Origin of the sequence: Streptomyces sp. NPDC002742, from assembly GCF_042888885.1 — a bacterium.
Lineage (GTDB): Bacteria > Actinomycetota > Actinomycetes > Streptomycetales > Streptomycetaceae > Streptomyces.
Genome location: NZ_JBIAQF010000002.1, coordinates 42,251 through 62,609, shown reverse-complemented (window position 1 = coordinate 62,609; position 20,359 = coordinate 42,251). Strand labels below are relative to the sequence as shown.

Annotated in this window: 16 protein-coding genes and 1 pseudogene; 10 read left to right on the top strand and 7 right to left on the bottom strand. The window is 72.0% G+C overall.

What is annotated here, in order from left to right:
- The first annotated feature begins 135 nt into the window (after nucleotides 1-135).
- Complete coding sequence (locus tag ACFYW8_RS03030; protein ID WP_389066816.1) at nucleotides 136-2,565, top strand: right-handed parallel beta-helix repeat-containing protein; 2,430 nt, start codon at nucleotides 136-138, stop codon at nucleotides 2,563-2,565.
- Nucleotides 2,566-2,600: 35 nt separating this feature from the next.
- Here the strand turns inward: ACFYW8_RS03030 and ACFYW8_RS03025 are convergent, their stop codons facing one another.
- Nucleotides 2,601-4,982 (bottom strand): hypothetical protein, encoded by a 2,382-nt coding sequence (locus ACFYW8_RS03025; protein ID WP_389066811.1) that lies wholly within the window; start codon nucleotides 4,980-4,982, stop codon nucleotides 2,601-2,603.
- Nucleotides 4,983-5,261: 279 nt separating this feature from the next.
- Here ACFYW8_RS03025 and ACFYW8_RS03020 point away from each other — a divergent pair, with 279 nt between their 5' ends.
- Entirely contained in the window at nucleotides 5,262-6,092 is an 831-nt protein-coding gene (locus ACFYW8_RS03020) for a DeoR/GlpR family DNA-binding transcription regulator (protein WP_365873959.1), read from the top strand.
- A gap of 243 nt (nucleotides 6,093-6,335) precedes the next feature.
- Nucleotides 6,336-6,815: an SRPBCC family protein gene (locus ACFYW8_RS03015; RefSeq protein WP_365873961.1), complete on the top strand. Its 480-nt coding sequence runs from the start codon at nucleotides 6,336-6,338 to the stop codon at nucleotides 6,813-6,815.
- 252 nt (nucleotides 6,816-7,067) lie between these two features.
- Here ACFYW8_RS03015 and ACFYW8_RS03010 read toward each other — a convergent pair whose 3' ends face one another.
- The gene (locus ACFYW8_RS03010; RefSeq protein ID WP_389066800.1) at nucleotides 7,068-8,192 is read right to left on the bottom strand and encodes a PLP-dependent cysteine synthase family protein; all 1,125 of its coding nucleotides are present in this window, start codon (nucleotides 8,190-8,192) and stop codon (nucleotides 7,068-7,070) included.
- 316 nt (nucleotides 8,193-8,508) lie between these two features.
- Between ACFYW8_RS03010 and ACFYW8_RS03005 the strand changes: the two genes are divergently transcribed.
- Nucleotides 8,509-8,832, top strand: a complete 324-nt coding sequence (locus ACFYW8_RS03005; RefSeq protein WP_365873963.1) for a hypothetical protein — start codon at nucleotides 8,509-8,511, stop codon at nucleotides 8,830-8,832.
- A 207-nt stretch (nucleotides 8,833-9,039) separates the two neighbouring features.
- The gene (locus tag ACFYW8_RS03000) at nucleotides 9,040-9,555 is read left to right on the top strand and encodes an ATP-binding protein (protein WP_365873965.1); all 516 of its coding nucleotides are present in this window, start codon (nucleotides 9,040-9,042) and stop codon (nucleotides 9,553-9,555) included.
- Nucleotides 9,556-9,617: 62 nt separating this feature from the next.
- Here the strand turns inward: ACFYW8_RS03000 and ACFYW8_RS02995 are convergent, their stop codons facing one another.
- Genes ACFYW8_RS02995 through ACFYW8_RS02985 form a run of 3 tightly spaced genes read right to left on the bottom strand, consistent with a single transcriptional unit; the run spans nucleotide 9,618 to nucleotide 13,242 of the window.
- On the bottom strand, nucleotides 9,618-12,179 hold the full coding sequence (locus tag ACFYW8_RS02995) for an ABC transporter permease (protein WP_389066793.1): 2,562 nt from the start codon (nucleotides 12,177-12,179) through the stop codon (nucleotides 9,618-9,620).
- Nucleotides 12,176-12,940, bottom strand: a complete 765-nt coding sequence (locus ACFYW8_RS02990) for an ABC transporter ATP-binding protein (RefSeq protein WP_389066789.1) — start codon at nucleotides 12,938-12,940, stop codon at nucleotides 12,176-12,178. The genes ACFYW8_RS02995 and ACFYW8_RS02990 overlap by 4 nt, the downstream gene beginning before the upstream one ends.
- Nucleotides 12,937-13,242, bottom strand: a complete 306-nt coding sequence (locus ACFYW8_RS02985; RefSeq protein ID WP_389066784.1) for an SHOCT domain-containing protein — start codon at nucleotides 13,240-13,242, stop codon at nucleotides 12,937-12,939. Before ACFYW8_RS02985 ends, ACFYW8_RS02990 begins: the two co-directional genes overlap by 4 nt.
- A 205-nt stretch (nucleotides 13,243-13,447) precedes the next feature.
- Between ACFYW8_RS02985 and ACFYW8_RS02980 the strand changes: the two genes are divergently transcribed.
- From ACFYW8_RS02980 to ACFYW8_RS02970, 3 genes and pseudogenes are all read left to right on the top strand, one after another.
- On the top strand, nucleotides 13,448-14,023 hold the full coding sequence (locus tag ACFYW8_RS02980) for a TetR/AcrR family transcriptional regulator (protein ID WP_389066781.1): 576 nt from the start codon (nucleotides 13,448-13,450) through the stop codon (nucleotides 14,021-14,023).
- Between the two features lie 81 nt (nucleotides 14,024-14,104).
- Nucleotides 14,105-14,689: a DUF4865 family protein gene (locus ACFYW8_RS02975; RefSeq protein ID WP_389066778.1), complete on the top strand. Its 585-nt coding sequence runs from the start codon at nucleotides 14,105-14,107 to the stop codon at nucleotides 14,687-14,689.
- A gap of 5 nt (nucleotides 14,690-14,694) precedes the next feature.
- A pseudogene (locus ACFYW8_RS02970) lies at nucleotides 14,695-15,614 on the top strand (phosphotriesterase).
- A 3-nt stretch (nucleotides 15,615-15,617) separates the two neighbouring features.
- Here the strand turns inward: ACFYW8_RS02970 and ACFYW8_RS02965 are convergent.
- The gene (locus ACFYW8_RS02965; RefSeq protein WP_389066773.1) at nucleotides 15,618-16,856 is read right to left on the bottom strand and encodes an ROK family protein; all 1,239 of its coding nucleotides are present in this window, start codon (nucleotides 16,854-16,856) and stop codon (nucleotides 15,618-15,620) included.
- 23 nt (nucleotides 16,857-16,879) lie between these two features.
- Nucleotides 16,880-17,557, bottom strand: a complete 678-nt coding sequence (locus tag ACFYW8_RS02960; protein ID WP_389068118.1) for an alpha-ketoglutarate-dependent dioxygenase AlkB family protein — start codon at nucleotides 17,555-17,557, stop codon at nucleotides 16,880-16,882.
- Nucleotides 17,558-17,628: 71 nt separating this feature from the next.
- Here ACFYW8_RS02960 and ACFYW8_RS02955 point away from each other — a divergent pair, with 71 nt between their 5' ends.
- Together ACFYW8_RS02955 and ACFYW8_RS02950 are read left to right on the top strand one after the other, a co-directional pair.
- Complete coding sequence (locus tag ACFYW8_RS02955; protein WP_389066769.1) at nucleotides 17,629-18,771, top strand: methyltransferase; 1,143 nt, start codon at nucleotides 17,629-17,631, stop codon at nucleotides 18,769-18,771.
- A 117-nt stretch (nucleotides 18,772-18,888) separates the two neighbouring features.
- Entirely contained in the window at nucleotides 18,889-20,286 is a 1,398-nt protein-coding gene (locus ACFYW8_RS02950; RefSeq protein WP_365873978.1) for an FAD-dependent monooxygenase, read from the top strand.
- Nucleotides 20,287-20,359 lie beyond the last annotated feature (73 nt).

The following is a 20,359-nucleotide window of genomic DNA, read 5'->3' as shown; positions in this document are numbered from 1 at the left end:
CACGCTACGGTGGACCGGCCGAACTGTTCGGCGCCGTCGTGAGAGGCTGTCCGCAGGGACCGGGAACCCGGCCGACGGGGCATCAGCACGACCTCGCAGGACCCGCGTACGACGAGGTGGGGGCACAACAGCGCCATGGCACAGGGCACGGTCCAGGTCACGCACACCGGAACCTCGCGGTGGCGGCGCCGCACGGGTGAGTACGCATCGCTGGCCGCCGCCCTGGAAGCCGCGGCCGACGGTGACGTGCTGACCGTCGCCCCCGGCACCTACCGGGAGAACCTGGTGGTGGACCGCGCGGTGACGCTGCGCGGCCCCGAAGGTTCCCCCGGTTCCGTGCGCATCGCACCGATCGACGGCGTGGCCTTGACCGTGCGCGCCTCCGCCGTGGTCCAGGACCTGCATGTGGAGGGCCAGGACTCGGCCTCGCCCGCGCTGCTCGTCGAAGAGGGCACACCGGAACTGCTGGACATACGGATCGTCACTCGCTCCGCCGCCGGGATCGAGGTACGCGGTGGCGCCCGCCCGACCGTGCGCCGTTGCACGGTCGACAACCCCGCGGGCGTCGGCATCGCCGTACTGGACGGCGGCGGCGGGGTGTTCGAGGAGTGCGAGGTCGTCGCGGCCGGCCAGTCGGGGGTCGCGGTCCGAGGGGGCGCGCATCCGCGCCTCGAGCGCTGCCGGGTGCACCACACTTCCGGCGCGGGCCTGTCGGCGACCGGCGAGAACTCGTCGCTGGAAGCGGTGGGTTGCGAGGTGTACGAGGTCAAAGGTTCCGGGGTGCAGATCACCGGCCGGGCCACGGCTCATCTCACCGACTGCGATGTGCACCGTACGACCGCGGACGGCGTCACCCTCGACACGGACGCGGTGCTCACCCTCGCCGACTGCCGCATCCACGACATCCCGGAGAACGCGGTCGATCTGCGCTCGCGCTCGGTGCTCACCCTGACCCGTACGACCGTGCGGCAGTTCGGGCGCAACGGCCTCTCGGTCTGGGACCCCGGCACCCGCGTGGACGCCAACCAGTGCGAGATCTTCGACAGCACGGGCGACTACCCCGCGGTGTGGGTGAGCGACGGCGCGACGGCGGTACTGGACTCGTGCCGGGTGCACGACGTGCCGGACGCGCTGTTCGTCCTCGACCGGGGTTCGCGCGCCGATGTCGTCGACTGTGACATCTCGCAGGTGCGCAACACCGCGGTGTCGGTGAGCGACGGAGCCACCGCGCAGCTCGACGACTGCCGCATCCGGGACGCCGCGACAGGTGCCTGGTTCCGCGACCACGGCAGCGGCGGCAACCTCTCCGGCTGCATCGTGGACGGCACGCAGACCGGCGTGATCGTCACCAAGGGCGCCGATCCGACCATCGAGCGCTGCACGGTCACCTCGCCCGCCGAGGCGGGCTTCTATGTCTCGGCGGACGGCCGGGGCAGCTTCCTGAACTGCCGGGTGGTGGACAGCGGGGGCTACGGCTTCCATGTGATCGACGGCTGCCGGGCGACCCTGCGCAAGTGCCGTACGGAGCGGTGCGCGCGTGGCGGCTACGAGTTCGCCGACGCGGGCTCGACGCCCGGCGGAGGTCCCGTCGTCGAGGACTGCGCGAGCGACGAGAGCACCGGACTGCGCACCCCGGCGCACGAGACGGCGCACGCGACGTCCACTTCGTCCGCAAGTCTGCCGGGGGCCATCCCCGGTCAGCGCAGCACCCAGCGGGAACCGCTCGTCACCGGTGTGGAACCCGAGCAGCCGACCCGCGGATCGAAGATCGTCCTCGGTGAACTCGACACACTGGTGGGCCTGGAGAACGTCAAACGCGAGGTGCGCGCCCTCACCGACATGATCGAGGTGGGCCGCCGCCGGCAGCAGGCGGGCCTCAAGGCGGCGTCCGCCCGCCGCCATCTCGTCTTCACCGGCTCCCCCGGCACCGGCAAGACGACCGTCGCCCGGCTCTACGGCGAGATCCTGGCATCGCTGGGTGTGCTGGAGAAGGGGCATCTCGTCGAGGTGTCCCGGGTGGACCTGGTCGGGGAACACATCGGGTCGACCGCGATCCGCACCCAGGAGGCGTTCGACCGGGCGCGCGGCGGCGTGCTGTTCATCGACGAGGCGTACGCGCTCTCGCCGGAGGACTCGGGCCGCGACTTCGGGCGCGAGGCCATCGACACGCTGGTGAAACTGATGGAGGACCACCGCGAGGCGGTGGTGGTGATCGTCGCGGGGTACACCGCCGAGATGGAGCGGTTCCTGTCGGTCAACCCCGGAGTCGCGTCCCGCTTCTCACGGACCATCACCTTCAACGACTACCTCCCCGACGAACTGCTGCGAATCGTGGAACAGCAGGCCGAGGAACACGAGTACCGACTGGGTCCGGGCGCGGCCGAGGCGCTGCTGAAGTACTTCACGGCGATTCCGAAGGGGCCCGCGTTCGGCAACGGACGTACGGCACGCCAGACGTTCGAGGCCATGGTGGAGCGGCACGCGGGCCGCGTCGCGCAGCTGGACGAGCCGAACACGGACGACCTGACCCTGCTCTACTCGGAGGATCTGCCCGAACTGCCCTGACCCTCCGCCTCCTTGAGCCTGCTCGGACAGACAGCTCACACCCCCTGGGCGTCCTCCCGGGGACGCTGGCCCGGCACCTCGGGCAGCAGCCGGGCCAGCAGCAGTTCCCGTTCGTCGGCGAAGGCGGGATCCGCCTGGTAGTCGGAGTGGCCGAGAACCGGCGCGGGCAGCGGCTGCCGTTCGGTGCGGCCGTAGGCGAGCGGGTCCTTCAACGGTTCGTGGTCGACTTCGGGACCGCAGTCGCCGGGCAGCCGGACGGGCCCGCCGATCGGGTCGGTGCGACGGTACAGATTGCGCCAGCAGGCGACCTCGCGGTGCAGCGAGGCCAGCGCGGCGGGGCCGAAGTGGGCCGGGAACCAGCGCCCGTACAGGCGCTCCAGCGGTGAGCCGTAGGTGAGCAGCGCGACCCTCTTGCGAACCGAGGGCTTGAGCTGCCAGGCCGCGGCGGCCGCCAGCACACTGCCCTGGGAGTGCCCGGAGAGCACGAGCCGTCCGCCGGTCGCGCGGGTCCAGGTGGCCATGCGCCAGGTGAGGTCGGGCACGGCGCGCTCGGCATAGCAGGGCGGCGCGAAGGGGTGGGCCGCGCGCGGCCAGAAGGTGCCGACGTCCCAGAGAATGCCGATGGTGCGGCGGGCGGCGGGGTCCTTGTAGGCACGCCGGCCCCAGGTGACGAACAGGATGAAACCGAGGCCGATCAGCCAGGAGCCGAGTGCCTGCGCGGTCTCGGCCGCGCCGTGGACGAAGCCGTTCGCCCCGCGCGCGGCCTCGCTCGGGGCGTCCCCGGTGGCGAAGGCCCCGGCCAGGGCGCAGGCTCCGAGGAGCAGGGTCACGGCCGAGATGACGCCGACCATGAGCGGCGCCCGGTCGGTGAGAGCGGCCATCGCTCGCGTGCTCGCGATGCGGCGGGTGCGGGCGGAGTCCTTGGCCGCGCCGAGGTACTCGCGTTCGACGGCGATCGTCTCGCGGCGGCGCAGCTGCCAGGTACGCCGGGCGAGCCACCCGGTGAGGGCTAGCAGGACGAGGAGCAGCGGCGGGATCGCTGAGGCCTGCCAGGTCAGCAGGACGGGCGGACCGGGAATCGAGTGCCGGGTGCCGTCGAGCCAGTCGGCGACCCGCTGGGACACTCCTCCGGACATCACACCGCCCAGGGCGCAGGCGAGCATGGCGACGGCGGGCCCCGCGAAACCGCGCATCGCGGTGCGGGTGTCGAGGGCGCTGCCCGTTGCTCCGCCCGGGCCCGGGACCTGGGTGTTCGTGCGGTACAGGGCGCGGGCGACGACGCCGAGCGCCATCACGAGGAGGCCCTGTACGAGGGTGAGGCCGCCGAACGTGGCGTCGCCCGGCAGGCGCCCCGTCGAATGCCAGCGGGGCCGTGACCAGCCGGCGTACACCAGGGTGAGGGCGAGCAGGGCGACCGAGCCCAGAGGCAGCCTGCGCACGAGCGTCCTGTCGCGTCCGTGGTCTATCCGGTTCTCGCTGCGGCCGCGACGGCAGACCACCCACAGCACAACGGCCCCGCCCACCACGAGTGTTGCGTTCAGGAGCTCGCCCAGCGTCTCCAGCACGGCGGACCCGCCCCGAGCGCGGTCGTAGCGGGCGGCCGAGGAGCCCACGGCCGCGGCGACGGTCAGGAAGCCCGCGGCGGTGTGCGCGGCGCGCAGCCGGGCCACCAGGCGGCGCCCGTACCAGAAGCCGGGGCGGCCGAGTCCGGTGCCGTCGGTCTCGTCGTCGTGCTCGGCCGCGCGGGCCATCGGCTGCTGCGACTCGTACTCGCTCCAGGTGCGGTGCGACAGGTACCACAGGAGAGTGGTGAGTGCCGCGGGCACCAGACAGGCCAGGGCGAGCCGGCGGCCCGGCTGGCTCCACCAGCCGGCGTCGGGCCGGTCCGGGGAGAGGAATCCGAGCCAGGAGTGGTTGCGCACGCACGCACGGGTGCCCGCGCACTGCCAGGCGGCCAGGTCGAGGGCGACCTCGCAGGCGGCGGCGACCAGGAGCACCGTGAGGGTGAGCCCGGCGAGGCGGACGAGCAGCCCGTACAGGCGCACCGCCCGCCCTCGGCCGTGCGCGGCGGGACGCATCCAGTGCGCGAGGTTGACCACCATGAAGGGCAGTAACAGGAGCCACAGGGCGCGGGCGCCGTTGCCGGACGTGAGGTTGCACCACACGTACGCCTCGCGGACCGGCCCGCCGGAGTGGTCGCCCGGGCGCTCCTCGGCATCGGTGTCGTCGGCGCGGCGGAAGACGGCCGCCGTCGCGTCGCCGGTGATCCGGACCGTCCGCGGATCGTTCAGCATCTCCTCCGGCGTGGTGCCGCCGACCCCGTGGACCATGAGTTCCAGGGCGGAACCGGCCGCTGCGGGCGGCTGTACGGGGCTGTCTGGCTCCCCGTCGATGGCGTGTTCCCGTGCACGTTCCACTGTTCCGCACTTCCCCGTGCCCCGTGTGTCTCATGTGTCAAGTGCAGGCACAAGGGTCTCGCGCCTCGGAGGGCGTGCGCACCCGAACTCACGGAATCTCCCCGATACGTGTGAACGTGGCGGCACGGGAGGGGCGCGGCGGGCGTACGGGCAGTGGCGCGGCCGACGGTGTCCCGTGCGAGGATGGGTCGTCCTCCAGACCTCGGGCAAGGAGAATGTCCACGTGGGAGCGGGTTCGGGCGGAGTCGGGCAGTCAGCGGCGAAAGGACCGGAGCGGTCGTGAGTGAGAATCAGAACCTCCTCGCGGAGCAGCGTCGAGCTCTGATCCTCGACGAGGTGCGTCGCCGGGGCGGCGTCCGCGTGAACGAGCTGACGCGAAGACTCGGTGTCTCGGACATGACGGTCCGCCGTGACCTCGACGCGCTGGCCCGTCAGGGTGTCGTCGAGAAGGTGCACGGTGGCGCGGTGCCGGTGGTCGAGGCAAGCACGCACGAACCGGGTTTCGAGGCCAAGTCGGGCCTGGAACTGACCGCCAAGGAGGACATCGCGCGGGCCGCCGCCGAGTTGGTCGCGCCGGGCTCGGCGATCGCCCTCTCCGGTGGTACGACGACGTACGCGCTGGCCCATCACCTCGTGGACGTCCCGGACCTGACCGTGGTCACCAACTCGGTACGCGTGGCGGATGTGTTCCACTCGGCACAGCGCACCTCCGGTCAGCGCCAGGGCGCCGCGACCGTCGTGCTCACCGGTGGGGTGCGCACGCCGTCCGACTCGCTCGTCGGGCCCGTGGCCGATCAGGCCATCGCGGCACTGCACTTCGATGTCCTCTTCCTCGGTGTGCACGGCATATCTGCCGAGGCGGGGCTGTCGACGCCGAACCTCGCGGAGGCGGAGACCAACCGGCGGCTCGTGCAGTCGGCGCGCCGTGTCATCGTGATCGCGGACCACACCAAGTGGGGCACGGTGGGCCTCAGTTCGTTCGCCGCGCTGGAGCAGGTCGACACGCTGGTGACCGACGGCGGGATGCCCGCCGAGGCGCGCGCGGAGATCGCGGAGCATCTGCGGCGCCTGGTGGTGGCCGGTGAACCCGAGGACGATACAGACATCTGACGGGCCGCCAGCTAGGGTGACGCTGGCCGCGCCGCCGGTCATGCCGTCGGCGCCGTCCATGACGCGGGCGTGACCGGGCCGTCGCTCGTGGCCGACCGGGGGGGGGATTCCGTGAGGCGGTCGAGCGGACGGCTCCCCGAGACGGTCGGGCGGGTTCGGTTCCGTGAGGCGGTACAGCGGGCCGTCACGGGCCTTCCGCACACACACGAGACCGGAACCCGGTTCCGGCAAGGGGGTTCACCCATGGCAAGTCGCCTGCGTCCGGAGGGACCCGGCTTCGTCGAGACCGCTCCGCTGCGACTCGTGTTCGCCCGGGAGGTCGCCGCCTCGCCCGAGGCGGTCTTCTCCGCGCTCGCCGAGGACGTGTCCGGCTGGACCGAGTGGTTCTCCGCGGTGACCCTCGCCCGGCCCACCGCGGACGGCACCGGGCGCGAGGTGCGGCTTCGCGGCGGAACGCGCTTCGAGGAGACCGTCCTCGTCTCGGAAGCTCCCGAACTGTACGCGTACCGGGTGGACGCCACGAACGCGCCAGGACTCCGGGCCCTGGTCGAGGAGTGGCGGCTGACGCCCTCGGGCAAGGGGACGCGCGTGCAGTGGACCTTCGCCGCCGACGGAACGGCCTTCTTCCGGGCGGCACTTGTCGTGGGGCGGTGCGGCCTGGGACGCGCCTTCCGCGGCGCGATGACGACCCTCGACCGGCGACTGGCGTCGGCACCCGCCTGAACGGCCGACGCACACGGTCGGCGCCGGGCCGGGGGTCAGGCTTCAGACACCGGGCCTCGGTGGCCGGACCGCAGGCGTCAGGCGTCAGGCGTCAGGCGTCAGGCGTCAGGCGTCAGGCGTCAGCGACAACGAGGTTCCCCCAGACGGAGGTTGATCGGTGCGGCCCGAAGGCACGCCCGTCCGCCAGGTCAGCCCACCAGAGGCCGGGTCCGCCCGGAGCCGGGCCGACCTCGGAATCACGCCGGCCCGGAGTCAGGCCGGCCAGACGCCCGTCTCCAGCAGGGAGTTGATGGCCGTCGTGTACGGCGCGATGTCCAGGCCCTGTTCGGCCAGCCACGCGTCCGAGTAGTACTTGTCCAGATAGCGGTCCCCCGGGTCGCACAGAAGCGTCACCACGCTCCCCCTGCGTCCCTCGGCCACCATCTCTGCGACGATCTTCAGGGCACTCCACAGGCCGGTGCCGGTCGAGCCGCCCGCCTTGCGGCCGATGGCCTGTTCCAGGGCGCGTACGGCGGCGACGCTCGCCGCGTCCGGCACCTTCATCATGCGGTCGATGGCCCCGGGCACGAAGCTCGGCTCCATGCGCGGTCTGCCGATGCCCTCGATGCGTGAGCCCCTGTCGCAGGTGACGTCAGGATCCCCGGTGGTCCAGCCCTCGAAGAAACACGAGTTCTCCGGGTCGGCGACACAGATACGGGTGTCCGCCTGCATGTAGTGGACGTAGCGCGCGAGAGTCGCCGACGTACCTCCGGTGCCTGCCGTGGTGACGATCCACGCGGGCTCCGGGAATCGCTCCAACGCCAGTTGGCGGAAGATGGATTCGGCGATGTTGTTGTTCCCTCGCCAGTCCGTGGCCCTTTCCGCATAGGTGAATTGGTCCATGTAGTGGCCGCCCGTCTCGACCGCGAGGGCGGCGGACTCCTCGTAGATCTTTCGAGCGTCGTCGACGAAATGGCACTGCCCGCCGTGGAATTCGATCAGGCGGCATTTCTCGGCGCTCGTGGTGCGGGGCATGACCGCGATGAAAGGCACGCCGACGAGCCCCGCGAAGTAGGCCTCGGACACGGCGGTCGAACCGCTGGACGCCTCGATCACCGGGCGGCCCGGCCGAATCCAGCCGTTGCACAGTCCGTACAGGAAGAGGGAGCGGGCGAGGCGGTGCTTGAGGCTGCCGGTGGGATGGGTCGACTCGTCCTTCAGGTACAGATCGATGCCCCACTCCTCGGGCAGCGGGAAGCGGAGCAGATGGGTGTCGGCCGAGCGGTTGGCATCGGCCTGGACCTTGCGGACGGCTTCTTTGAGCCAGGCCCGGTACTCCGCGTCACTGCGGTCGACATCGAGGGTCTGGCCGGTCCGGGTCTGCTGGGGCGTGCTCACGGGATGGCTCCTAACGCATGGCACCGACACCGCTTCGCCTGGTCGGACGCCTCGATCATAAACACCTTCCGCACCCTTCTCACCTGCATAAACACGTCTTTGGGCAACCCAAAGGCACCCCTGGGGGAGGGCGGGAATCCGCGAGGGGGGGCGCATCCCGGCCTTTGCTCCCGCCACCGCCGCCGCATCGCCGTGAGCACTGGTGCTCGACGTTGCCTGCGGGCAGACTGCACCGCACGGGGGCGATCGCCCCCGACGGGGATGCACACTGGGTCACGACAGGGCACAGCCGGAGCACACAAGGGGGCGGGGCATCATGGCGGAGCCGGAGTTCACGGCCACAGGCGTGCGGATCGGGAAGAGGCTGCGCTCGCTCACCCGGGCCGGACAGGTCCGGATCAGCGACGGCAGGCTGGAACTGCTCACCAGCTACGGGAGCGAGATCGACAGCGCGCCGGTGCAGGCGGTACGCGCGTCGAAGCCCTGGTTCGCACCCGAGGACCGGGCGTCGGCGGACGTCAACGGCACGCGCTACTCCCTCACGCTCGGTGAGCACGATCCCGCACCCGGCAGGCCGGGGCCACCGTCGGCGCGCCGCTTCATCGAGGCGGTCCGCAGGGCGGCGGGACGCAGCGGCTGAGCCGCGCCCGCGCCGCGTCGAAGCGCCGCGAGTTGCAGGACCCCGCCCCCTGCGTCACTCTGATGTCACGTCACTACTCTGGGTTTACCGGCGATAACGCTGCGAACCAGCCCGCCGGCCACCACAGCAGGCGGCCGTTCCACTCAGCCGCCTCTGCTGGATCCGATCTCCGTCTTCTTCCGGACCTCAATTCGGGGAGTCGCAGCCGTGATCAGCCAGCCAAGCAGGCATTGCACGGTGGAGCTCCAAGCCCTGCCGTCGCGGATCGGCCAGGTCCGCAGAATCGTCTCTGCGCAGTTGCGCTACTGGCATCTGGACCCCTTGATAGACCGGGCCGCACTCGGAGTGACCGAGTTGCTGACCAATGTTCACCGGCACGCCCAGCCGGACAAGATCTGCACCGTGGAGATCGAGCTGCTGCTCGACCGGCTCACGGTCTCGGTGCACGACCACGACCCCCGGCTTCCCGTGGTGCGGGAAGCCGATCCCGGCTCCACCTGCGGACGCGGCCTCGCCATGGTCGCGGCGGTCAGCGAGAGCTGGGGTGTGCGGCCCGACGGCGAGTCGGGCAAGGTCGTGTGGTTCACGCTTCCGGCGTCGACACCCGTGACGACGCCTTCCCTTCGTTCGCCGTACGAGACCGCGGGCGAGGCCACTTTGCGGCACACCGTGGACGTACTCAGGCCGGAACACGCTCCCGCCCGGTCGGCCGTTGCCGGCTGACCGGGCGGTGACCCCCCTCTCGTACGCCGCTCGTTCGCGGGCGTCGTACGGCATCGGGTGGCTCACTCCGTGGCGATGGCCCGCAGCACGTCCAGGCGCGCCGCCCGCCGTGCCGGACGCAGTCCCGCGAGCGCCCCGGCAGCGAGACCCACCAGAGCCACCACCAGGAGCCGCAGCGGCGGGATCGCGAAGGCGAAGGCGCTGTCCGACGCTCCGTCTGAGGCCTCGACCAGCACCCAGCCGAGGAAGGCGCCGAGGGCGAGTCCGCCCGCCGTGCCGAAGGCGGCGACGAGGACCGACTCCCAGCGGACCATGGCGCGCAGCTGCGCCCGGGTCTGTCCGACGGCCCGCAGCAGCCCGAGCTCGCGTGTGCGCTCGTGGATGGCGAGCGTGAGGGTGTTGGCGATACCGAGCAGGGCGATGAGCACCGCGAGGGCGAGCAGGGCGTAGACCAGGGTCAGCATCATGTCGATGCCGCCCGCCGAGGACTGCGCGTACTCGTCCCGGGTCTGCACCTCGGGGTCGCCGTACCGCTCGGCGACCTTCTCCACCGCGGCTTTGCCCTCCGCCGTCCGCACACCGTCCTTGAAGGAGACGGCGACGAGCGTGTCGGCGTCCTGGGTGCGGTGCGGGGCCCAGGCGGCGCGGGTGATGACGTAGTCGCCCGCGAGTTCCGACCGGCCGTAGACGGCGCGGACGGTGAAGTTCGCCTTCTGTCCGTCGGTGAAGGCGAGCCGGACCGTGTCGCCGGTCGCCAGGTGCTGCTTGCCGGCCTCCGTGCGGGTGATGGCGATACCGTCGGTACCGAGGCTGCTCAGCGAGCCCCGTACGTCACCGAGGTCGAAGACCTTGCCGAGCGTCACCGGGTCGGTGACCGTCAACGCGCGACCCTTGCCGTTGACTTCGGCGACGCCTTTGCCCAGCCCGACGGCGTACTCGACGGCCGGCTGCCGCGCGATGGCCGGGGCCAGTTTCGGGCTGAGACCGCTGCCGCCCGCGCCGAACGAGGGGGTGCTGACGGCGACGTCACCCGCGAAGGAGCGGGAGACCGTCTGGTCCATGGTCGCCTTGAGCGAGGCGCCGAAGACGGTGAACAGCGACACGACGGCGACGCCGATCATGAGCGCGCCCGCGGTGGCGGCGGTCCGCTTGGGGCTGCGCAGCGCGTTGCGCCGGGCGAGTCCGCCGGTGACGCCGCGCACCCTGGCGAGCGGCGCGCCGAGGACGCGTACGGCGGCCGTGGACGCGACCGGGCCGAGGACCACGAAGGCGGCGAGGGCCAGCACGGCGCCGAGTCCGGCGAGCCACAGCGACGGAGTCAGCAGGACACCGGTCAGGGTGACGGCCGGCGCCAGGGCGGCCAGTCCCCCGCCGACCACCGCGCGGCCGCGCGAGGCACCGGACTCGTCGACCGCCGTCTCCCGCAGCGCGGCGAGCGGCGCGGTGCGTCCCGCCCGGACGGCGGGCAGCAGGGCGGAGCCGAGGCAGACCACGACGCCGACGCCGAGCGGCAGCAGCATGGACAGCGCGCTGATCACCAAGTCACCCTCGGGGAAGGGGAATCCGATGGCCGGGAACAGCGCCTGGAGTCCGGCCGCGATCCCGATGCCGCCGGCGATCCCCGCGGCCGAGGCGGTCACGGCGACGACGCTCGCCTCGGCCAGGGTCGACACGGTGACCTGTCGGCGTGAGGCGCCCAGGGCGCGCAACAGCGCGTTCTCACGGGTGCGTTGGGCGACGACGATCGCGAAGGTGTTGTGGATGGAGAAGGTCGCGACGAGGAGCGCGATACCCGAGAAGACGAGCAGGAGCGTGGTGAAAATGGTGAGGAACTGGCTGGAGACCATGTCGGTGTTCTCCTGCGCGGACTCCTGTCCGGTGATGGCCTCGACTCCCTTGGGGAGTACGGGAGTCAGGTCGGAGACGAGCTCGTCCTGACCGACTCCCGGGCCCGCGCGCACCCGGATGCTCGCGGCCTCGCCGGGCTTCGCGGTCAGGTACTTCTCCGCGTCGGACTGTGTCATGCCGGTGAACGTCACCTGGGCCATGCCGTCCTCGCCGCCGAAGGTCGCGAGGCCCACGATCGTCACCCGGACGGGGTCCGGCGTGCGCAGGACCGTCGTGTCACCGATCTTCAGGTGCCCCTTCTCGGCGGTGCCCCTGTTGACGACGACCTCGCCGGACTTCGACGGGGCGCGGCCCTCGGCGAGCCGGTACGCGTTCAGCTTCGGGTCGTCGATCCAGTTGCCCGCGAGGGTGGGCGGGCCCTGGCCGCCGATGGGCTTGCCGTCGGAGCCGATGAGCTGGCCGGCGCCCTGGATGTCCGGCGCGGCGGCCGCGACACCGGGGGTCCGCTCGATCGCCCTCACCAGATCGGTGGCGACGGGCGCGCGCACGCCCTGGCTCTCCCCCGGGGTGGTGATGGTGTCGGCGCTGCGCACGACGGCGTCGGTGCCCTTGGTCGCGTTGCCGAACATCGTGTCGAATCCGGCGCGCAGGGTGTCGCCCATGACGAGGGTGCCGGCCAGGAAGGCGACCCCGAGGAGCACGGCGAAGAAGGTGCCCGCGAAGCGGCGTTTGTGGGAGCGCAGCGACGAGACGCTGAGGCGCAGTGCGGCGTTCATACCGGTGCCCCCTTGCCGTCGAATGCCTTCATACGGTCGAGGACCCTGTCGGCCGTCGGGTTCTCCATCCGGTCCACGAGACGTCCGTCGGCGAGGAAGACCACCTCGTCGGCGTGCGCGGCGGCGACCGGGTCGTGCGTGACCATGACGACCGTACGGTCCATCTGGCGCACCGCCCGGCCGAGCAGGTTCAGGACCTCCCCGCCGGAGCGGGAGTCGAGGTTGCCGGTGGGTTCGTCGGCGAAGACGACGTCGGGCTGTCCGGCGAACGCCCTTGCCACGGCGACACGTTGCTGCTGTCCGCCGGACAGTTCGCTGGGCCGGTGGTGCAGCCGGTCGCGCAGGCCGACGACGTCGACGAGGGCGTCGAGCCATTCGCGGGAGCCCTTGGTTCCGGCGAGGTCCATGGGCAGGGCGATGTTCTCGGCGACGGTGAGCGTCGGAATCAGGTTGAACGCCTGGAAGACGAAACCGATCCGGTCGCGGCGCAGCAGGGTCAGGCGGCGGTCGTCGAGGGTGCCGAGTTCGGTGTCGCCGATGTACGCGGCTCCCGAGGTGAGGGTGTCCAGGCCTGCCGCGCAGTGCATGAGGGTGGACTTGCCGGAGCCCGAAGGCCCCATGATCGCGGTGAACCGGCCGGCCGGGAAGCCGAGGCTCACCCCGTCCAGGGCCCGCACGGCGGTGTCGCCGCCGCCGTACACCTTCACGGCGCCGTCGACGCGAGCCGCGTACGGGCGGGTGGTCGTGGCGGTGGCCGTCATGCCGCACCGCCCTTGCCCGTACGGCCGAACTGCTCGTCGAGGACGGAGAGGCGGCGCCAGTACTCGTCCTCGTCGATCTCTCCGGAGGCGAAGCGGCGACCGAGCACGGCGATCGGCGAGTCGCCGGCCGTCAGGGAACCGCCGGGGCCGAAGCCACCGGTCGCACGCCACGGGCCTCGGCCTCCGCGCCAGGCGGTGCGCCGCAGGACGGTCACGACGCCGATCACGACGGCCGCCCAGATCAGCGGAAGGAACAGGATCCACGGGCCGGGGCCGCCGTCCCAGTTCGCCAGGGTCTGCATCTCGAGTCATCTCCTCGATGGAATCGCGTGTCTCCGCGGGATCTTTCGGTGATGCTTCGAGACTCGCCCCGACAGCGGGTCCGGGTCGTCGTACGGCCAGCGGCCGTACGCGTACCTCCTGAGGAGTACTTCGCGAGCCCCGGGCTGCTCCGCGCGACCGCTGTGCCTCGGTCGGCGGGGCCTCTCGACCTCTGTACCTACTAGTATGTACAGTGACTTCATGAGCACTCCGGACCGACTGATCGAGTCCACGCGGGAGCTGCTGTGGGAGCGCGGCTACGTGGGCACCAGCCCCAAGGCGATCCTGGAGCACGCGGGCGCGGGGCAGGGCAGCATGTACCACCATTTCCGGGGCAAGCCCGGTCTGGCGCTCGCCGCGATCCGCCGTACCGCCGAGGAGATGCGGGCCACCGCCGAGGGCGTTCTCGGCTCGCCCGGATCGCCGTACGAGCGGATCGAGGCCTATCTGCGCCGCGAGCGCGACGTCCTGCGCGGCTGCCCGATCGGGCGGCTCACGATGGACCCGGAGGTGATCGCGAGCGACGAACTGCGCGCTCCGGTCGACGAGACGCTGGAATGGCTGCGCGGGCGGCTGGCCGCGACAGTCGAAGAGGGCAAGGAACAGGGGCAGTTCGCGCCCTCGCTCGACGGCGGGGAGATCGCCGCGACGATCCTCGCGACCGTCCAGGGCGGCTACGTCCTGGCGCGCGCCTCCGGTTCACCGGCCGCGTTCGACACGGGAGTCCGGGGGCTGCTCGCCCTGCTGGCACCCGCCCGCTGACCCCGCCGGGTCGAAGGCCACCGGTCCGGCGTCCGCCCTCCCCGCGCACCGCGCACCGCGCACTCCAGGAAGGACCTTCCCATGCACGCGATGCAGTACGAGGTCACGTTTCCCGCCGACTACGACATGACCGTCGTCCGGGACCGGGTCGCCCGTGTCGGCCACCGGCTCGACACGTGGGACGGCCTCGGGATCAAGGCGTATCTGATGCGCGAACGCGGGGTGGACGGTTCCCCGGTCAACCAGTACGCGCCCTTCTACCTGTGGAACACCGCCGAGGGCATGAACTCCTTTCTCTGGGGCGGGGCGTTCCAAGGGCTGGTGAACGACTTCGGGCGCCCCGTGGTACAGCACTGGACCGGTCTCGCGTACGAGGAGGGCGGCTCCGCCGGATCGCCGGCCAAGGTCGCGGTCCGCCTGCGCCGGGCCGTCGCCGAGGGCGTGGAACTGTCCGAGGCCATGGAGGAGGCGGCGCGCGAGGCCGGGCGGCTGGCCGCGCTGGACGGGGCGGTCCGCGTCGGCGCCGCCGTCGATCCGCGGCGCTGGGAGGTCGTGCACTTCTCGCTCTGGGACCACGACTCCCCCAAGGCGCCGGGCGAGGTCTTCCAGGTACTGCACGTGTCCGAACCCGAGCGTGACCGGCTGCCGCGCGGCCGGCAGTGGTGAGCCCGGTGGCCACGGTCCGCACGGTTCTGGGTGACGTGCTCCCCGGACACCTGGGGGTGTGCGACGCGCACGACCATCTGTTCTTCGGCAGTCCGCGGCTCCCGGGCCAGGAGCTGTGCGACGCGTCCGCCGCGCGGGCCGAACTGGCCGCGTTCCGCGCGCAGGGCGGTGGCAGCGTGGTCCAGTGGACGCCGTACGGTCTGGGCAGGCGGGCCGCGGATCTGCCGCTGGTCTCGCGCGACACCGGGATCCATGTCGTCGCGGCGACCGGGCTGCACCAAGCGGCGCACTACACACCGGAGTCGCTGAGCGAACTGCGCGGCAGGCTCGCGGAGCTCTTCGTCTCCGAGCTCACGACGGGCATCGGGACGACCGGAATCCGGGCCGGTCTGATCAAGGTCGCGGGCGGCTTCCACGCGCTGGACGCGCACGCCCGCTGGACGATGACCGCCGCCGCCGAGGCCCACCACGCCACCGGTGCGCCGATCGCCGTGCACCTGGAGCTGGGCACTGGTGCACTGGTGCACTGGACGTACTCGACCTGCTGTGCGGCGAGTTGGGCGTGCCGCCGCACCGCGTGATCCTGGGACACCTCAACCGTTCCCCGGACCCCGTGACGCAGCGCGAGGCCGCCGGGTCGGGCGCCTACCTCGCCTTCGACGGCCCCTCCCGCGCCAACCACTCGACGGACTGGGGCATGCCCGAGGCCGTACGCGCCCTCGCCGACGCCGGTTTCGGGCACCGGCTGCTGCTCGGCGGTGACACGACGACCGCGGCGGCGCGCTCGGTCGACGGCGGCCCGGGGATGCCGTATCTGCTGCGCCGGGTCCGCCCGAGACTCGAACGCGCCCTGGGCGAGGACCTGGTGGACCGGATCCTCACCGAGAACGCCGGGCGGGCCTTCGCCGTCGACTGGCGCCCATGAGGGTCAGACAGGCAGTGCCTTCAGCGGATCGTCGAGGACCGGCTGCCAGGCCAACTCGGCTGCCCCGACCAGGCTGTTGTGGTCCAGGGTGCAGGCGAGGATCGGCACCCCGCCGCTCTGCCCCCACAGGCTGCGGTCGGCGACGACGGCGCGCAGCCGGTCCGGGTCCGCGTCGAGCAGGGCGCGGTGCAGTCCGCCGAGGATGATGCGGTCCGGATTGAGGATGTTGACGAGGCCCGCGAGGCCGAGGCCCAGACGGTCGATCAGTTCCTCGATGGCCCCGCGCACGGACGGATCGCCGTACTCGTCGCGGATCAGTTCGTTGGACTGCTGGAGCAGCGACACCTCGGGGCCGGGGGCGCGGCCGGCCGCGGTGAGGAAGGCCAGCGGGTCGGCCTCGACGTCGAGACAGCCGCGGCTGCCGCAGTGGCAGGGGCGCCCCTCCGGATTGACGGTGAGATGACCCACTTCGAGGGCGAGCCCCGAACTGCCCGTGTGCAGGCGCCCGTCGAGCACCAGGGCACCGCCGACGCCACGGTGTCCGGTGGCGACGCAGAGCAGGTCGCGGGCGCCGCGGCCCGCTCCGTGCCGGTGCTCGGCGAGAGCGGCGAGGTTGACGTCGTTGGCCGCGAACGCCGGCCCCTCGATTCCGGCCGCGCGCACCCGCTCGGCGAAGATCTGCCGCACGGGGGAGCCCGCGGGCCAGGCCAGGTGAAGCGGGTTGAGGGCCAGCCCCTCGGGTTCGGCGACGGCGGACGGTACGGCGAGCCCGGCGCCCACACAGCGGCGCCCGGTCTCGCGGAGCAGTTCGGCGCCGACGTCGACGACCGAGCCGAGCACCTTCGCCGGATCGGCGTCGACGGTCTCGCAGCCGGGCGCGGTCGCGACGATCCGGCCGCCGAGGCCGACCAGCGCGGCGCGGAACCCGTCGGCGTGCACCTGCGCGGCCAGCGCCACGGGCCCGTCCTCGGCGACCTCAAGCCGGTGCGAGGGCCGCCCCTGCGAACCGGCGGCGGCACCGGGCCGCGCGTCGACCCGGATCAGCCCCAGCGCCTCCAGTTCCGCGGCCACCGCGCCCGCGGTCGCCCGGGTGACGCCCAGTTCGGCGGTGAGTACGGCACGCGTCGGCGCGCGCCCGGTGTGCACGAGTTCCAGCGCCGGTCCGAGCGCCCCGCGCCCCCGGTCGAGCCGTGTCCGCGTACTGCCATCCCCCGCCGTCCGGGGGCCCGCCTTGCCGTTCATGAGGGCGAGTCTCCCATGATCCGCTACCGCCCGGGCCACGGCGGGAAGCCACTGGACCTGAGCGTGAGGTTCAGCCGCCCGGTCAGTCCCAACTCGGCGGGCGCCGTTCCCGCGTGCACCCTCGGTACTCCGTGATACGCGAGCCGTGACGGGCCGCCGAACACGAAGAGGTCGCCGCTGCGGAGCTCGACGTCGGTGTACGGCCGCGCCCTGGACTCCGTGTTGCCGAACCGGAAGACGCAGGCGTCGCCCAGGCTCAGCGACACGACCGGGGCGTCGGACGATTCGTCGCTGTCGCGGTGCATGCCCATCCGGGCTTCGGCGTCGTAGAAGTTGATCAGCGCGATGTCGTACACGGCGGACGGATCCGTACCGAGGGCGTCGGCGCCGAGGGTGTCCGTGACCGCCTCGCGGGCCAGGTCGCCGAGCCGGTCGGGGAAGGGTTTCACCGGCGAACCGTCACCGTCGACCACCGTCCGCGCGTAGCCGTACGGGTACCAGTGCCAGCCCAGACAGACCTGCCGGGAGGTCATCGTGCCGCCGCCGGGGGTCCGGACGGTGCGCAGGCCCGCCGGCGGGCGTGCCCAGCCGCGGCACGCCTCGATCAGCTCCCTCTGACGGTCGACGTCCAGCCAGTCCGGGAGGTGGACGGCGCCGGGCGCGATCTCGGTCCGGCCGCGCGGGAACAGCTCCGCGTCCATCGACATGCCCCCATCCTCGCGCACCTCAGGCGCCCCGGGTCGCTTAGCCTTGACCCACGATGAACGACCGGATGACGACACCCTGGGGCGATTACGAGCTCGCCCGCTTCCCCGAGGACCCTCGCGACCGACTGCGCGCCTGGGACGCCGCCGACACCTATCTGCTGGGGCATCTCGCGGAGAGCGGCACCCCGCTGACGGGTTCGGTCGTGATCGTCGGCGACCGGTGGGGTGCCCTCACGACGGCGTTGTCGGACCGGCGGCCGACCCAGATCACCGACTCCCTCCTGGCGCGGGAGGCGACCCGCGCGAATCTGGCGCGGGCCGGTGCCGAGGAGTCCGCGGTCAGGCTCCTCACGACCCAGGACCCGCCTCCCGAGCGGATCGACGTGCTGCTCGTGCGGGTGCCGAAGAGCCTCGCCCTGCTGGAGGACCAGTTGCACCGGCTGGCGCCCGGCGTGCACGAGGGAACGGTCGTCATCGGCACCGGCATGGTCAAGGAGATCCACACCTCGACACTGCACCTCTTCGAACGGATCCTCGGTCCGACCCGCACCTCGCTGGCCGAGAAGAAGGCCCGGCTGATCTTCTGCACCCCGCTCCAGGGGATCGCCCGGAAGGCCAACCCCTGGCCGTACAGTTACGTGCTCCCCGACGACATCGGCCCGGTCTCCGGCCGCACGGTCGTCAACCACGCGGGGGTCTTCTGCGCCGACCGCCTCGACGTCGGCACCCGCTTCTTCCTGGGGCACCTGCCGCGCAGCCGGGGCGTCGAGCGGGTCGTGGACCTGGGCTGCGGCAACGGTGTGGTCGGCACGGCGATGGCGCTGGCCAATCCCGAAGCCGAGGTGCTGTTCGCCGACGAGTCGTACCAGGCGGTGGCCTCGGCGGAGGCGACCTACCGGGCGAACGCGGACGGGAGCGCCGAGTTCCGTGTCGCCGACGGACTGGACGGCGTCCCTTCCGGGAGTGTCGACCTCGTCCTGAACAATCCCCCGTTCCACTCCCACCAGGCGATGACGGACATGACCGCCTGGCGGATGTTCTCCGACTCCCGGCGCGCGCTGCGGCCGGGCGGCGAGCTGTGGGTGATCGGCAATCGTCACCTGGGTTACCACCTGAAGCTGCGGCGGCTCTTCGGCAACAGTGAACTGGTCGCGGGCGACGCCAAGTTCGTGGTCCTGCGGGCTGTGAAGAAGGACGCCGACCGGTAGCGAGTGACACCCGGCGCATCGCCGACCGACAGAATCAGCGCAGTTTTTGATCTCCCCTGTACACCTACGTGTCCGACCGTAGAGTGTGCTCGCTCACCAATGACAACTGGGGGAATCATGTCGCGCCGTGCTGTCGTCATCGGTGGGAGTGTGGCCGGCCTGCTCGCCGCCGCGGCCCTGTCCCGGTCCGTGGACGACGTGATCGTCCTGGAGCGCGACGAACTGCGCGACGGGCCGCACCCGCGCAAGCGGATCCCCCAGGCACGACACGCCCACATCCTGCTGCCCAGCGGACGCGACGCGATCCAGGAGCTGCTTCCCGAGGCAGACGTACGCCGGCGCCTGCTCGCGTCGGGAGCTCACGAGCAGTCCTTCACCGACATGCTGGGCTTCGGCGCGCAGGGCTGGTTCCGGCGCTGGCCGACCGTGACCGACGATCTGCTGCTGACCCTCTGCAGCCGCGACCTCCTCGACTCGGTCCTCCGCGACGCCGTCCTCGGGACGACCCGGGTCACGGTCCGCCGCGCCGAGGCGCTGGCGCTGCTGGGAACCGCCGAGCGCGTCACGGGTGTACGCGTCCTCGCCGACGGTGCCGAGGACGACCTGAGCGCCGATCTCGTCGTCGACGCGAGCGGACGGGGATCGCGCGTCGAGCACTGGCTCGAAAACCTCGGCGTGACGGACATACCGACCGACGAGGTCGACTCGGGTCTCGTCTACGCCAGCCGGATCTTCCGCGTTCCGATGGGCGCGGAGGACTTCCCGCTGACCCAGGTCGAGGCGGACCCCGCCGCCCCCAGGCCGGGGCGTTCCGCCAATCTGGTGCCGATCGAAAACGGTCGCTGGCTGGTCAGCCTCGCGGGCACGCGCGGCGGCGAACCCACCGCCGATCCCGAGCAGTTCACCGACTTCGCCCTCGGCCTGCGCCATCCGCTCATCGGGCAGCTGATCTCCGGTGCCGAGCCGCTCAGCGAGGTCTTCCTCAGCCGCAGCACCCGCAACAGGCGCCGCGAGTTCGAGAAGGCGGCCATGCCCGAGGGCCTGGTGGTGCTCGGTGACGCCGCCGCCACCTACAACCCCGTCTACGGCCAGGGCATGTCCGTCGCGGCCCTCGGTGCCCAGGCCCTGAGCCTGCAGTCGCTGCAGGCCGACGTCGCCGCTCCGGGGTTCGCCCGCGGCGTCCAGCGGGCGGTCGCCGGATACGTCTCCGCCGCTTACACGATGAGCACCTCCCAGGACCAGTGGTTCCCGGAGGTCGTCGGCAGGGCTCCGACGCTCGTGGACCGGCTCCTCAGCCGCTACATGGGCCGGATGGCACGCGTGGCCACCACCTCGTACGACGTGTCCGCGGCCATGTGCAGGGTCATCACGCTCCAGGCCGACGCGAGCCGTCTCGTGGACCCCAAGCTGCTTCTCGCCACCTTGAAGGGGCCTGTCATGGAACCCCTGACCGGGCCGCCGCTGACCCCCGGGGAGAGCGCCTTCCTCGATTCCGTGGGCCCGCTCGCCGTGTGAGGGTGTCCGCGGTACGGGCGCGGGCCCGACGGTCGGCGCTCCCGAGTGTTCGGACGACGGTCCGCGCCGTGAG

What these genes read in the sequence shown, in the direction of transcription:
- ACFYW8_RS02990 (WP_389066789.1), bottom strand. Translation starts at nt 12,940, where the DNA reads ATGACGGCCACCGCCACGACCACCCGCCCGTACGCGGCTCGCGTCGAC.
- ACFYW8_RS02965 (WP_389066773.1), bottom strand. Translation starts at nt 16,856, where the DNA reads ATGAACGGCAAGGCGGGCCCCCGGACGGCGGGGGATGGCAGTACGCGG.
- ACFYW8_RS02950 (WP_365873978.1), top strand. Translation starts at nt 18,889, where the DNA reads ATGTCGCGCCGTGCTGTCGTCATCGGTGGGAGTGTGGCCGGCCTGCTC.
- ACFYW8_RS02955 (WP_389066769.1), top strand. Translation starts at nt 17,629, where the DNA reads ATGACGACACCCTGGGGCGATTACGAGCTCGCCCGCTTCCCCGAGGAC.
- ACFYW8_RS03015 (WP_365873961.1), top strand. Translation starts at nt 6,336, where the DNA reads ATGGCAAGTCGCCTGCGTCCGGAGGGACCCGGCTTCGTCGAGACCGCT.
- ACFYW8_RS02980 (WP_389066781.1), top strand. Translation starts at nt 13,448, where the DNA reads ATGTACAGTGACTTCATGAGCACTCCGGACCGACTGATCGAGTCCACG.
- ACFYW8_RS03030 (WP_389066816.1), top strand. Translation starts at nt 136, where the DNA reads ATGGCACAGGGCACGGTCCAGGTCACGCACACCGGAACCTCGCGGTGG.
- ACFYW8_RS02985 (WP_389066784.1), bottom strand. Translation starts at nt 13,242, where the DNA reads ATGCAGACCCTGGCGAACTGGGACGGCGGCCCCGGCCCGTGGATCCTG.
- ACFYW8_RS02995 (WP_389066793.1), bottom strand. Translation starts at nt 12,179, where the DNA reads ATGAACGCCGCACTGCGCCTCAGCGTCTCGTCGCTGCGCTCCCACAAA.
- ACFYW8_RS02960 (WP_389068118.1), bottom strand. Translation starts at nt 17,557, where the DNA reads ATGGACGCGGAGCTGTTCCCGCGCGGCCGGACCGAGATCGCGCCCGGC.
- ACFYW8_RS02975 (WP_389066778.1), top strand. Translation starts at nt 14,105, where the DNA reads ATGCACGCGATGCAGTACGAGGTCACGTTTCCCGCCGACTACGACATG.
- ACFYW8_RS03005 (WP_365873963.1), top strand. Translation starts at nt 8,509, where the DNA reads ATGGCGGAGCCGGAGTTCACGGCCACAGGCGTGCGGATCGGGAAGAGG.